The organism is uncultured Bacteroides sp. (genome assembly GCF_958445495.1).
Lineage (GTDB): Bacteria > Bacteroidota > Bacteroidia > Bacteroidales > Bacteroidaceae > Bacteroides.
Window position 1 is genome coordinate 93,620 of the sequence record NZ_CAUCSQ010000013.1, and the last position, 13,684, is coordinate 107,303.

The following is a 13,684-nucleotide window of genomic DNA, read 5'->3' on the forward strand; positions in this document are numbered from 1 at the left end:
AAGAATTCGCCTCCCTCGAAAGAACAACAAAAAAGCATTATCCGGGAAGAGTGCCGCATAAAGAGCAAAAAGCCCGTAACTTATAAGAAATATCAGATTCAAGGAGAAACAACCCCGGCAGGTCCCCGTATAAAGAAAGAATAGCCGTTTTATCACAAAACAGCTATTCCGGTTTAATGTAAAGCCAAATCTTCCTTCAAGAGATTTATGACTTAACTTGTTTAAGCGCGCTCGCTTCTATATTCAAAACATATTCTTATTTACAAAACAAATCACTGGTTCCGACCCGTGTAACACTACTGTCATTGAGCCTCATCACAGAACCTCTCGTCATTCCCGTCTCCACTTTAGTCATAACCGGTTTCCTCATAAACGGACTGTCTACGTTAAAACCGAGCATACTGCCGTCTACCTGGGATTTAATATAGTACCTTGCGCCAATGACTTCATATTCCGCCCCGCCTTGAAGAGTTACCGTACCATTCATCCATTGCACGCTTCCGTCACGCTGCAACATGCCTATATAACAAATATATCCCTTACCGGTCACATAAGCCTCCCTTCCGCTCTCCACGACAAGTCCGTAAAACATCACATCATAGTTTATGTTATCGGTATTCGTGTACACTGCTATATTAGGTTGGGCCGTAATATAAATAAGCCCGCTGGCTTCATCAAAATTAGCCTGTATGGCATACTTGCTGTCAGTAGCGACGACAGACTTTCCCCAACCCGTCACTTTATAAGTCGAGTTATCGGTATCCCGCACGATAGAAAGGGCATATTCAAACGAAGTGTCCCCATCCATACCGACCAATGTCCAGTTCCCCAGATAATCAGTATAAACAGGCCCCCTTTGAACAACATCAATCGTAGCAGTCAGATTTTCCGAGACCAGTGTGACAGTTGCCGTACGTTCGGGATTCCCCGTATTATCTCCAGCCTTCAAAGTAACAGATTCGTCATCGAATGAAACAGTCAGCCATTCTTCATCGGATTCCGCCGTAAATGCCCGCGTACTGTTAACCTTGACAGTAACTTCATCCCCCGCATTATACATAAGCAGACTCCTTTTTTCAGGAACCAGCACAATCCCGTTCTGTACCACCAATATGGAAGATTCCAATTTGCCGCTCACCAGTTTCACTGTAGTGGATAAAGCATTGTCAGTATAATTATTCCGGGTGGTAAATACCACACTACTCCCCACGACCTCTGCATCCAGCCAGGTCACATCGTCATCAATCCGGACTTGAAAAGGCGCAAAATGATCGACAGCTACCGTTCGGGTAGTCGCATCAGCGTCCAGCAAAAGTTCCTTAACCTCAGGAACAGGCACTTTATTACTCGGTTGGGTGACAGGAAAAACAATCTCATCCTCTCCCCCTTTCACTGTAATTATAGCTGTACGTCCTTCGATACTCGTATTAGCCTCCAAAGTTAAAGTCACCACCTTTCCGGAAATGGCGGCTGTACACCAAGGCTGATCCGATTCAACCTCCTCCCCCTCCACGGATAAGTTGATAACCACATTTCCCCCGGCGGCCGTAATATCCGCCTCTCGCCCGGTAATGGAAAGTTTCGGGCCCGCATTGTCTTTTGAATCGTCCTCACAAGAAGCAATGCAAATGCAAAACAACAGTAAAAATATATCTATAATTTTTTTCATAACAGTCTTTTTTAAAACCTAATTATCATATCTCATATATCTCCGTCATTTCTTAGTCATATAAAAATAACCGGCAAACTGATACTCTCCCCATCCTTTATAAGCACCGACATAACTGGTTCCTTTCATCTCCCATAATATCAGCGAATTAGCTTCGTGGTCTCCCCAAACTCCATTGTCTACCCAACTAACTCTAAGATTCGGAGAGCCGGCCTGCTTACTGCTGACCATTCCAATCGTACTATTCGCAAACAATGTCCCTGTATTCGCATCCCATGCGCACAGCCACACGGCATTCCCGTTAGGAAGCGAGCTAACCGATTGGGAAAGAAGCTGGAGCGTCCCGGTATTTACATCATACTGCAAAGTCACGTCAAAATGAGAGTTAAAACCTTCCATCAAAATAACCTGGTTCTTTACCGACTCCACTAAATTGACCTCCACCGCATTTCCGGAATAAGAAAGCATCCATTTGCCCAGGAATTCCTCAAATCTGATATAACTGTCCGGCAACGGATTCGCTGTCAGCACCACATCCTCCGCATTTGCATCAACGCAAGTCATAGTTTTGGCCGTATTATCCCATACAAAGTTCTCCATCGTTTTTCCGATAACCGTAACCGGACTATACAGTTTCATCCCTTCCGGTGTAATCACAAACGGGGCGGCAATCTCCTTGCCTCCGTCCGGCGTGAAAACCAACTTATGGTCGGTAAGCTTGACCGTCAAGTCCTGCCCGCCGATATTCGTACGGTAACTGATAGTAAACATCTCCTGTCCAATCGATATAACCTTTTCCAGATATTCCTCTCCCGGAACATCAAGGCGTGTCATACGTATCAGATTCTTCGTCTTTTTCCCTTTCAAAAGCACCGTATTGTCAGTCGCCTCCTGAAAAACAAACTCATAATCGCCTTCAAATCCCTTGCCGATACCGGCTCCCCCGGCATTGTCCGGGTCAGAAAAATAGTGCAGAATCTGATTATAAGTATCAAAATTCAGCGTAGGACCCATATCAGACTTCAAGGAATACAGACTTGTCGCCGTCTCGGTAGGGCTTCCGGTAATTTCCGACGACATCGTGACTTTATCCTCATCAAATTTCATAATGATGACATATCCCCCATACTCCTGAATATCGGAAGGATAATATTCCATTACCCAGCCATTCGCAGAACCGCAAAGCAATTCGCGGTACTCTATCAATGCCCGATTAATCCGTTCCGACGCTGAAGCGTCGAATACATCGTCCACCTCTTGCACGCAAGACTGGCATAATCCCGCCAACAAACACAATACACCAATTATAATCTTATTTTTCATACGATTCATTTTTAATTGTTGAAACCTTTAATGAGTCAAATCCTCCAAATCCATATCTTGAAGTTCTTCACCGCGGCGATTAATAATCTCACGCAACTCATCAATATCGATATTATAATTCTCCTTCATATACTTCTTTACAATATCAATTTTCTGCAGGATAATGCTCCAACCCTCTTCTCCGGCACCTTCCTCCAATGCTTCCCATTCGGCATCCGTCCACGTCAGGTAACGCGCGGTAACTTCCGCTATATCCTCTCCCGGCTCGCTGCTCGCATAATTAGTGACAAATCCGAACGGAGCATATTCCGCCATCGTCTTCCTGTTAGACCATCCGGTCGGAGAATAATGCCCCTCACTAAGCGTATTGTACTCTACCGGATAATCAATACTTTGATGCAGGATATGGGCAAACTCATGATGCATAGTACCGAAATAATAATTGTTCAGTTCAGGGACATTAGTAGGGTCCAACCAGTTACCCAGATACAAAGTAACCTTCAATCCCCCTTCTGCAGTTCCTAACGTAAATGTCCCCTTATTCCAGGCAGCCGACCCGACCAGATGAATGACTTTCGGCGCATATTTACGGGTAAAATCGATTCCGCCGGCTTCGTCATAAGCCTCAAACCACATGTGCTTCACTATCTTGGCAAGCTTCACGCTCAAATGATAATCGGCCGGCACCAGATTATATGACAAGTCCGATTCTATATCCTCCATCCGGTACTTGAAATCGACATTATACGGATAAAGATAATTCCTGTCCAGCCAATAGTCAAACTCATTCTTCTCCATCTCCACGCCGTCGTCAAAGATACTCTTACTATCCAGCTCATCTTCCTGGCATGAAACGGTGCAGAAAGCCACCAGCAGGAACAACCAATAACAAGCATATTTACAGTGTATCATAATTCTTTGTTTTTATCGTTAATATCTATTTTACCAATCTCCCGTTATCTCGGATTAGGCGTCATCTCGCCGGGCGCCGCCAATACATCCACAGGTATCTGGACAGCCTTACGCAAGTCATAAGGTTTCAACGTCATCGTTTCACCGTGATAAACCGCATGTTGTATCTCAATGCCGAAACGCTTGATATCCTGCCAACGTATGCCTTCCCCAAGCCCCTCCACACGGCGGGCGTGAAGAACCGCCTGGAGCATATTGGTTTGCATTCCCGCTTCAATCCCGAATTTAGGATTCAAAGGCTTGCAGATAGTCGCAGTATTGCCGGCAGCATAAAAATCATTGATTTGTTGTGCGGAAGCAGCCGAAGCCCCCTTGATAACGTACCAATAAGAAAGGTCGGCAGCGGCAAGGTCATATTCGTGTTTCATTATATAAGCTTCAGCACGGCACAACAAAGCTTCGTCGGTGGTAAAGGCGGGAAGTACCACATGCGGTTGCCCGGTTTGCGCTATCTGGTCGGTAATTTCAAAGATTTCCACCATTTTGGGAATATACAACATCTGGTCATTACCGAATATCGTACTGTACACTTGCAAGCTCCCTCCGGGAAACTCAGACCAGAACAATTCCTGGGATGCAATCTGGCGCGTCGTCCCATAACGTTCATTGAGCGAGCGGCCGAACATCGACCTATTAGCGATAAGCAGCAGATTCGCCGGTTCGTCATCATTGATATAACCATACGTCCACTCTTTCGGAGTCGTAAACTTGGTATAACCGTTCAAATCCCTCAATACCGTAGCCGGATTAGAACCGACAGCTTCCGTAGCATACGCAATCACCTTATCGAAATCCTTGCCGTAATACAGATTGAAACGCGCAGCAAAAGCATAAGCCGCCTTCTTATTAAAATGATATATCTGGACATCATGCTCCGCCCCGTCAATAATAGGCAAAGCTTCTTCAATGTCGCTGTCAATCTTCTCATACACCTGTGCAAGCGTCCCCCGTTCATAAACGACACCCACCTGTTTTTCAGGAGACGTTATGTAAGGAATCCCCAAATCGGTATCGGCAGAGGTCTCGCTATACGCCATACAAAACGTATTCGCCAGTATGAAATGACAATATGCGCGGCACAGTAAAGCTTCCCCCTTATAACCAAGGCAATCCTCCGGCGTACCCAGTTTCTCAATATCCTCCAAAACCTGGTTGGCTGTGGCTATCGCTTTATAACAAGCATCCCACACCTCCTGCGGAGAATCCCAATCGGTTTCCACAGGGTCCTCCCAATAATACGCTTCTGCGACCAGATTCATCGGACTACCGTAAATATCACCGTTGTCCGTATAATTATCCGACATATATTCCGCTATAATCATAGGATGTAAAGTAGGATAAGCCGACACCAGCAAATCACGGACTTTAGTAGCATTCGTTATTTCAGTACGTTGGTCCGGCATCGTATCCAGAAAGCTGCACGACATTACGGCGCCTGTCAACACGATTAAAAGAAACAGTCTAATTAATCTTTTCATATTCATAATCTTTTTCTCCATTAGTTAAAAACCTGCTCTTAAAGTAAATGTAAACTGCTGGGGCACAGGTGCAGAAACACCTCCCGCACGGAAAAATTCCGGGTCCTGCCCGTTCAGTTTGGAATCCGCATAGATAAGGAACAGATTAGTTGCCTGAACCTTTAACGAAAGACTGCTAATCAATTTCAGATTAGCCAGCATTGACTTGGGAAAATCATAATTCAAAGAAATCTCTTTCATACGAATAAACCCGCCGTCTGCAATCCGCACCGTTGAATAATTGTAAGCGTTATAAGCCAAATTCAGATTACTATATTTCTTATCGTCACGTACGCTCGGTATAACAGGTATCGTAGCTATTTTTTCATCTCCCGGCATAACCCAACGATTCCTCAAATCTTTCGGATTCGCATCAAGGTCAGTATATTTTTTCTTGAATGTAGGGTCAAGACGCAATTTGTTTCCCGCCGAATAAGTAATAAATACGTTTAAACGGAAATTCTTATACGTGAACGTATTTCCAAAACTTCCGGTAATATTCGGATCTTCCGGTCCCTCATATTTCAGGAAATCAATATTCTCAATCTGCTGGAAATTAATATCCTTATAATTCTTTTTGGTAATCAACTGGTTGTCCGCCCAGCGAAACATCGGGAATCCGTCTTCATCCAAGCCCTCAAAAGGAATGGAGAAGAGTGCTCCCCAGGCATAGCCCTCCTTCTGCCCGCCGCTGTTCGAACGTACAAGGTCAAAAACATTCGTTCTGGACTTTAAGTCGGTAATTTCAGTCTTGCTGTAACCGAAGATAAAATCCGTAGTCCATTGAAAATTCTTAGTCACCACATTGCGCGTCGACAGAGAGACTTCCACCCCGTGAGACTCCATAGAAGCCATATTAGCCTTACGGCGTGTCTCGCCTCCTACCCCTTGAGTCAGAATATCGCCAATCAAATCGTAATTATTACGTTTATACCAGGCAAGCTCAAGATTAATCCGATTGTCGAGGAACCCCATATCCGCGCCGATATTCAATTCATGCTTTTTCTCATAAGTCAAATCACTGTTTTCCAGTTCCACAATCTGCAGGCCGGATTCCCCCTGCGAAGCAAAAGGCCGCCACGGAGTAAAACTATTGATATTGACCCTGGAGTTAGTGACATCCGTAGGACCGGCATCCCCCGTCAAGCTGTATGAGGCGCGGAATGTAAGGTGAGAGAGGACATTTCTCATCGATTCAAAAAAGTTCTCCTCGTGCACATTCCATGCGCCGCCGACATTCCACGTAGGCAACCAACGCGCCGAACGCGCTTTTCCCAACCGGTTGGTCCCTTCATAACGGATAGTCCCGTTCAAACTATAACGTCCCTTATAAGAGTAAGTTGCAGTTGCAAAATAAGCGAGCATGCGCCTCCGGGTATTGGTAAGCGAATAATAATCGGAATTCGACTCGCGCATTTTCTTAAAAGCATAATAATCAAAATAAGGAATTTCCCCGTTATCGTACTGCATTCCCCAACCTTGGAAAGAATTGTTCGAGCGGTCTTGCGCATTAGCTTCCATACCGGCATAAACATTAATCAGGTGAACCCCGTTAAAATCTTTATTCCAGGTCACATCAGCACGAAAATCATAACTATACATCCGATAATCCGTCTTATTATAAAATCCGCCTTTAGGCAGAACGCTAAACGGTAACGAATTCAATACGTCAGGGTCCGTATAAAGCCACGTATTAGCTTTCCGGATAGTTGCGTCATCCATAGCGCGATACGCTTCCGCCTGGTTGGAATTCTCACGAATCATATGTTCCTGCGATGAAGAATTATATTTCAAAGCTCCCATCACTCCCACTTCCAGACCGCGAAAAATCTTCCATTTCAATTCCCCTTGAAATTTAAGGTCCACCACATTCAATGCGATATTGTTAGATTCCAATTCATTAAAGATATTGAAGTCAGCATAATTACGCTTATAATATTCGGTAGGCGACAATGTACGCGACGTATTTAACGCATAAGAATAGGGATTAATGTCAAAACCGCGAGAAACATTTCCCGATACGGCATCCAATGTCTGTCCAATCGTCCCCGGCGCTTTCTGCTTGCGATAAGCTCCCGTCGCCCTTACAGCCAGCGATAATTTGTTGGAAATATTGTAAGTAGTATTCATGTTGGCCGTAAAACGTTGCACTTCCGTCTGCTTCATCCAACCCGGGTCAGTCATCGCACTCACTGAAATGTAAGAAGTAGACTTTTCCGTCCCGCCGGAGAAGCTGACAGAGTGATTCATCATCAAAGCATTGCTGAACAGAATATCAAACCAATCCGTATTACGGAATTCCGCCTCACGCAGATATGCGTTACGGGACGCCTTATTGTTGAGCAATGCATACATTCCCGTCACGGGGTCATACGTATTGAGCAATTCATACATCTTACCGTACACACCGCTATTAGCAGCCCTGTAAGTACTGGCAAAATTAAGCCACCCCTTATTTTGCAGCTCCTTATAAACCCCCATCTGGTCTTGAGAATTCATAATATTGAAGTTACGGTAATGCGGTTTCATACGAGTGGTAAATTCGCCGGTATAACTCAACCGGTTAGTCCCCACCTTTCCTTTTTTCGTAGTTACCACAATCACGCCCGCCATTGCGCGCGCGCCGTAAATAGACGTCGCCGAACCATCCTTCAAAATCTGGAAGCTTTCGATATCATCCGCATTCAGGCCGGCAATAGCGGAACTAATCAGCGTTGTCGCATCTCCCGAAGACAAATCATTGGCGCCTATATCAATCACATCGTCCATGATAACCCCGTCCACTACCCACAACGGTTTGGAATTACCGTAAATCGACGTTGCTCCGCGTACCCGGATTTTAGGCGCCGTACCAAACGTACCCGATACATTCTGTACAGACACACCTGCCGAACGTCCCTCCAAACCGCGGCTAATGTCTGCCAAACCGTCCAGCTTTACTTCTGCTGCCGTCAACCTGTCCGAAGCACCGGTAAAAAGCCGCTTATCAACTTTCGTCATACCTGTCACAACCACTTCCTCCAGCACCTCCGAATCCGATACCATCGACACCTTCATAATACCTGATTTGATGGCAACCTCCTGCGTCTTCATTCCGATGAAGCTAATTTTCAAAGTTCTAGCAGAACTTAATATTAAATGTCATTAGTTTTACATCTCCGAAAACAATTATAAACATTTATTCTTGCCCCCTAGCCAGTAGGATATTGCATGATATTCCCTTCCTGGCAACACCCTGAAACATTGAAATTATCGTAATATAATCCGAAGAACAGCAAGCCACCCGAATAAATATGACAGCTTTTTATTTTCGTTCACGCATTAAATAGAAATTAAGTTTTTAAAAGAATGCAAATTTTCAATATTATTAAACCGCATATCTTCATGAGCCGCGATAAACAGAGGTTTAAAATACTATCATATAACCCCGATAATATGACAATATATTATTTATACTTTGAAAAATCATCCATTCATTTACCTATTTCATCGCATAGCTTTCTATTTTAACTTGCAATTAATTTCCTATTTTTTTCTGTTTTTATTTTGTTTTTAATAAATAGTGCTTATTTTTGTAAAAAACAAATGGCTGCAAAATTAACAACTATTATATTAACCAAATATTAGGGAGCGTATGAAAAGAAGATTTGTGTTGTTATTGACCTGTTTATTGACAGGAATCAGTCTGGCAATTGCCCAAACACCTAAAAAAGTTACCGGTGTTGTCATTTCAGAAGAAGACAACCAACCTGTTGTGGGGGCGTCTGTATTAGTGAAAGGTACATCCATAGGGACAACTACAGATTTGGACGGAAGGTTTACCATTGAAAATGTACCAAGTTCTGCTAGAACTTAATCACCCCTCCCACAGCAGCACATCCCATCCATCATGCAATAAATCTCATCAATCAGAGAATATTATCAAGCGTTTATTTCTACTAAAAAATAAAGGGAATCCCCATATATAACTACAGGAATCCCCATTTTTCTCCATATTTCAGACCTTAAAATAGCTACTAATATGCTACCGTCAAAGGAGCACGTAATTTTTGTGCATATTCAGACATATATTTATTCCATACATCCACCGTCTTGATAGCAGCCTTATCCCATGCAAAACCCCAATAGTAAGTATATTCAGAACCCGGTTCATATTCACTGACAGCCAGCACGTGGCCGTCAGCCCCGCCGCGTTCCTTCTTCTCCTTCTCAGAGAAAAGCACCACCTTCGCATCCTTCACTTGTGCAGGAAATGCGGCGCCGACGAATATCTTTCCATTTCCTCCACTCCGGTCCGTCGTAGGGTCCACGTAAGTTATATAGCCGTTTGCAGCATCCGCAGCAACCTTTCCGTCCGGTTCACGAAGGACGATTCCGGTAGTTACAGGCATCGTCTCCTTCAAGTTAGTATATGAAATCACCGTTTTATTCAGATACGAACCGGCATCCAACGTGATGACACGTGTTTCCACGACATTAGAATCCCCACGTACCGTCAACGGGTTAAATTCCAGTTTCACGGTGAAACGCAACGGGCCATTATCAAGGATTTCCTGCGTACGATAGCAATAAGGATAAATAATCGTATCGCCCGCCATCAAAGCAGCCGTACCAGCACCGAGCGTAGGCCCCACGGCATAACAATCCATCCCGTAACCGTGGTCAATGTGATAAGAAATAGCATTCTGCAACTCGGCAGCCGCCTTAGGGTCCGTCTTTCTCAATTCAGCAATCCGGGCCCGCTTTTCCTTATTCAACTCTTCGGCATACATGCCTTCAAGTACCGGCTCCGAAGTATTATACTTCGTAAAAAGGTCATAGCCAAACCCCCGTTCCCCTCTTGCCTGCAAAGCAGGACCGTAAGCGCGATAACCGCCAAGGTCGTTTTCCCAAGCAACATCATCCAGGCGTTCCGGATAATATTTTCCGCACGCAATGACATCAAAAGGCTCCGGCGTACCCGGCTGAATCGTATAAGTAGCCGTACCGTTCGCTTTTACGGTAACGGGAAAAACCATCTTCTCATCATACGTCACCTGATACGGCACTTGTTGTCCGTCTACGTCAAGCACTACGACTTGTGCCGTATCCGCCAGTTTCAGTCTGGCGGCCACATCACCCATCGGCACTTCAACAATCTCCCCCACGCGCTCCAAAGCCAGAGGATTAGTCACCGTAACCGTCATTGACTGCTTACCGTCGGTACAGGAAGCAAAACCTGCCAGGAAGGCAGCAAACAGAATAAATATCTTTTTCATGATTGATTTATATTTGAATCTATACAGAATAAGAAACAGAGTCCCCTTTTTTCAAGATTCTCCATTTCCCGTCTCCAACATAAAGTACACTGAATAAAAATAAGGTGACAGATGAAAAGAGTATTCTCTTTACCATTCTATCACCTTACCGGATAACCGTTTACCCTACATTATTTCGGTTGTTTTCCGATGTATGCAAGGATACCGCCGTCTACATAAAGAATATGTCCGTTGACAGCGTTAGAAGCTTCAGAAGCAAGGAATACGGCCGGACCGGTCAGTTCTTCCGGTTGCAGCCAGCGGCCGGCCGGAGTCTTAGCGCAAATGAACGAATCGAACGGGTGACGGCTTCCGTCAGCTTGTTTCTCACGAAGAGGAGCAGTCTGCGGAGTAGCGATATAACCCGGGCCGATACCATTACATTGAATGTTGTATTCGCCGTATTCAGAACAGATATTACGAGTCAACATCTTCAAACCACCCTTAGCGGCAGCATAAGCAGACACAGTCTCACGACCCAGTTCAGACATCATCGAACAGATATTGATAATCTTACCATGCCCCTTTTCCATCATTGCAGGCAATACAGCCTTAGAAACGATAAACGGAGCATTCAGGTCGATATCGATTACTTTGCGGAAATCGGCAGCTTCCATTTCGTGCATAGGAACACGGCGGATAATACCGGCATTATTTACAAGAATATCAATAGTGCCTATTTCTTTTGCAATAGTAGCCACCATAGCCTGAACAGCCGGTTCGTCCGTCACGTCGCACACATAACCGTGAGCTTTGATGCCTTTTGCAGCATAAGCGGCCATACCTTTGTCTACCAATTCCTGATTAATGTCATTAAAACAAATTGTAGCACCCTGTTCTGCAAAGGCAGAAGCGATAGCAAAACCGATACCGTAAGAAGCACCTGTAACGAGAGCTACTTTACCTTCCAAAGAAAAATTCAAATACTGATTCATAATTTTTTGTTATTAAATTAAGAAAATATTGTAGTTGTCCTATTATTTCAAGTCCGTAATCAATGAGAAGTCCTGGTCTCCGTAGTCAAGATTCTCGCCTCCCATTCCCCAGATAAAAGTATAATTATGAGTGGCGGCAGCCGAGTGGATAGACCATTCGGGAGAGAGAACCGCCTGCTCGCCCTTCATCCAGATGTGGCGTGTCTCGTCCACCTCACCCATGAAATGGCAGATAGCGTGGTCATCGGGAATTTCGAAATAGAAATAAGCCTCCATGCGGCGACTGTGTACATGAGCAGGCATCGTGTTCCACACACTGCCCGGGGCAAGCTCCGTCATACCCATCTGCAACTGGCAGGTAGGCAATACCTGGTTGACCAGCATCTTATTGATGTTGCGATGGTTAGAACCCTCCAAAGACCCCATTTCAGCCACCACGGCATCCGCTTTCGTCACCTTGCGGTCGGGATAACTGCGATGTGCGGTCACCGAATTGAAATAGAACTTGGCAGGACGTGAAGCATCCTTACTCTCAAACGTCACCTCGCGGTCGCCCGACCCCAAATAAAGAGCCTCTTTATAATCGAGTTCAAAAACAGCATTACCGGCCTTTACGACACCCGGACCGCCTACGTTATAAATCCCCATCTCGCGGCGAGTCAGGAAAAACGGGGCTTTCAGCGGGTCAATCGCCTCAAGCGCCAGCACCTCACCCACCGGGAAGGCGCCGCCTACCACCATGCGGTCATACATGGAATATACCATATTCACTTCATTGGGGACAAATATCTTTTCGATTAAGAAATCTCTGCGGATTCTTGCAGTATCATAGCTTTTCGCATCTTCCGGATGCGCAGCATAGCGAATTTCATAGTTCGTTTTCATACCTTATTTATTTATAGTTATTGAATAAGTTCTCTATTCTACGTGCACTTCGTTTACGTACACGATGCAAAAATAGCAAAAGAAAACGGGTTTACCTTGCAATTTTGTTCTAATTATCCACCAAAAATGTCCAGAAACCTTGCAATGTATATCTTTTTAACGAACTATAATACGATTCAAAAAAGTTTTTCACTTAATGGCAAAGAAAAAGCACGAACCTTGATTACCGCTTAAAATAATCGTTGCAGATTCCATTTCACCCGTTTCTTATCGAAAGACAACAGAAGTCCTTGGGCAATAATGACTTCGGGCTCATAAAGAAAATACCGTTGAAAATAACGATGCTTCCGAACCGACCCTGTTCATTCCTCCTGAGAAGGAATAAAGCGTTTTTACGTTACCCCCAGAAACATTCAATGCGAAAATAAAACCGTTTAGAACACAACCCAGAGGCCTTTTTTTCTTATATAGGTTAACGAAAATAGATGCATAGCCCCCAAGGTTTTACGTTAACCCCGCAGTATCTATCTGCTGTATAAAAAAGAGTCATTATGGACTGAATCCCAGCGCATACGTGCCGGTATCCTGTTCAGGGAATATCCTGACCTGAAGAAGGCATACTATCTTTCCATGAGGCTCGGATTACTCTATCACCAGTGCAAGCACAAGGACACCGCTCTGACAAGACTTGCCGGATGGTATGACGAAGTTGAAAAGTCCGGCTTTCTTGCGTTCGGAAGGGTGGTACGTTCCATACAGACACATTATCTGGAAATCGTCAACTTTTTCGACAGGCGTTCCACCAATGCAGCTTCCGAATCGTTCAATACCAAAATCAAGGAGTTCAGAACACAGTTCAGAGGAATAAAGAACAGGGATTTCTTTCTATTCAGGCTGACAAATATTTATGCTTAATCTATGAATCCCTCAGGTTTTTACGTTGACCCCTATTTTTCGAAAAAAGAACCGTTTCGATGCAAAAAACCCGCAAAAACAGTTTTTGCGGGTTTTTGTCTGTATAAGACCGGGAATTTGTTGGACTACCAAGATTCGAACTTGGACAAACAGAACCAAAACCTGTTGTGC

9 protein-coding genes and 1 pseudogene are annotated in these 13,684 nt (G+C 44.5%); 2 read left to right on the top strand and 8 right to left on the bottom strand.

Annotated features, from left to right (window positions below; translation table 11 throughout):
* Positions 1-256 precede the first annotated feature (256 nt).
* The 5 genes from Q5076_RS06615 to Q5076_RS06635 are packed head-to-tail and all read right to left on the bottom strand — an operon-like array spanning position 257 to position 8,595.
* Positions 257-1,669, bottom strand: a complete 1,413-nt coding sequence (locus Q5076_RS06615; protein ID WP_303011867.1) for a BACON domain-containing protein — start codon at positions 1,667-1,669, stop codon at positions 257-259.
* A 45-nt stretch (positions 1,670-1,714) separates the two neighbouring features.
* Positions 1,715-2,992 carry a DUF4302 domain-containing protein gene (locus Q5076_RS06620; RefSeq protein ID WP_303011868.1) on the bottom strand — a complete coding sequence of 426 codons (1,278 nt, stop codon included), beginning with the start codon at positions 2,990-2,992 and terminating at the stop codon, positions 1,715-1,717.
* A 27-nt stretch (positions 2,993-3,019) separates the two neighbouring features.
* Positions 3,020-3,904: a putative zinc-binding metallopeptidase gene (locus Q5076_RS06625; protein WP_303011869.1), complete on the bottom strand. Its 885-nt coding sequence runs from the start codon at positions 3,902-3,904 to the stop codon at positions 3,020-3,022.
* Positions 3,905-3,948: 44 nt separating this feature from the next.
* Positions 3,949-5,442, bottom strand: a complete 1,494-nt coding sequence (locus Q5076_RS06630; protein WP_303011871.1) for a RagB/SusD family nutrient uptake outer membrane protein — start codon at positions 5,440-5,442, stop codon at positions 3,949-3,951.
* Positions 5,443-5,466: 24 nt separating this feature from the next.
* Positions 5,467-8,595, bottom strand: a complete 3,129-nt coding sequence (locus Q5076_RS06635; protein WP_303011872.1) for a SusC/RagA family TonB-linked outer membrane protein — start codon at positions 8,593-8,595, stop codon at positions 5,467-5,469.
* A gap of 520 nt (positions 8,596-9,115) precedes the next feature.
* Between Q5076_RS06635 and Q5076_RS06640 the strand changes: the two genes are divergently transcribed.
* The gene (locus Q5076_RS06640) at positions 9,116-9,337 is read left to right on the top strand and encodes a carboxypeptidase-like regulatory domain-containing protein (RefSeq protein WP_303011873.1); all 222 of its coding nucleotides are present in this window, start codon (positions 9,116-9,118) and stop codon (positions 9,335-9,337) included.
* A 160-nt stretch (positions 9,338-9,497) separates the two neighbouring features.
* Here the strand turns inward: Q5076_RS06640 and Q5076_RS06645 are convergent, their stop codons facing one another.
* The 3 genes from Q5076_RS06645 to kduI form a co-directional block, all read right to left on the bottom strand.
* The gene (locus Q5076_RS06645; RefSeq protein ID WP_303011874.1) at positions 9,498-10,739 is read right to left on the bottom strand and encodes a DUF4861 domain-containing protein; all 1,242 of its coding nucleotides are present in this window, start codon (positions 10,737-10,739) and stop codon (positions 9,498-9,500) included.
* Positions 10,740-10,909: 170 nt separating this feature from the next.
* Positions 10,910-11,713, bottom strand: a complete 804-nt coding sequence (locus Q5076_RS06650; protein WP_303011875.1) for a gluconate 5-dehydrogenase — start codon at positions 11,711-11,713, stop codon at positions 10,910-10,912.
* Positions 11,714-11,755: 42 nt separating this feature from the next.
* Positions 11,756-12,598: a 5-dehydro-4-deoxy-D-glucuronate isomerase gene (gene kduI, locus Q5076_RS06655; RefSeq protein ID WP_303011877.1), complete on the bottom strand. Its 843-nt coding sequence runs from the start codon at positions 12,596-12,598 to the stop codon at positions 11,756-11,758.
* Between the two features lie 516 nt (positions 12,599-13,114).
* Here kduI and Q5076_RS06660 point away from each other — a divergent pair.
* Positions 13,115-13,513, top strand: a pseudogene (locus Q5076_RS06660) (transposase); the annotation flags it as partial.
* Positions 13,514-13,684 lie beyond the last annotated feature (171 nt).

Excerpts from the sequence above, each read along its gene's own strand:
- Q5076_RS06645 (WP_303011874.1), bottom strand. The coding sequence starts at position 10,739 with ATGAAAAAGATATTTATTCTGTTTGCTGCCTTCCTGGCAGGTTTTGCT.
- Q5076_RS06620 (WP_303011868.1), bottom strand. The coding sequence starts at position 2,992 with ATGAAAAATAAGATTATAATTGGTGTATTGTGTTTGTTGGCGGGATTA.
- kduI (WP_303011877.1), bottom strand. The coding sequence starts at position 12,598 with ATGAAAACGAACTATGAAATTCGCTATGCTGCGCATCCGGAAGATGCG.
- Q5076_RS06625 (WP_303011869.1), bottom strand. The coding sequence starts at position 3,904 with ATGATACACTGTAAATATGCTTGTTATTGGTTGTTCCTGCTGGTGGCT.
- Q5076_RS06650 (WP_303011875.1), bottom strand. The coding sequence starts at position 11,713 with ATGAATCAGTATTTGAATTTTTCTTTGGAAGGTAAAGTAGCTCTCGTT.
- Q5076_RS06630 (WP_303011871.1), bottom strand. The coding sequence starts at position 5,442 with ATGAAAAGATTAATTAGACTGTTTCTTTTAATCGTGTTGACAGGCGCC.
- Q5076_RS06615 (WP_303011867.1), bottom strand. The coding sequence starts at position 1,669 with ATGAAAAAAATTATAGATATATTTTTACTGTTGTTTTGCATTTGCATT.
- Q5076_RS06640 (WP_303011873.1), top strand. The coding sequence starts at position 9,116 with ATGAAAAGAAGATTTGTGTTGTTATTGACCTGTTTATTGACAGGAATC.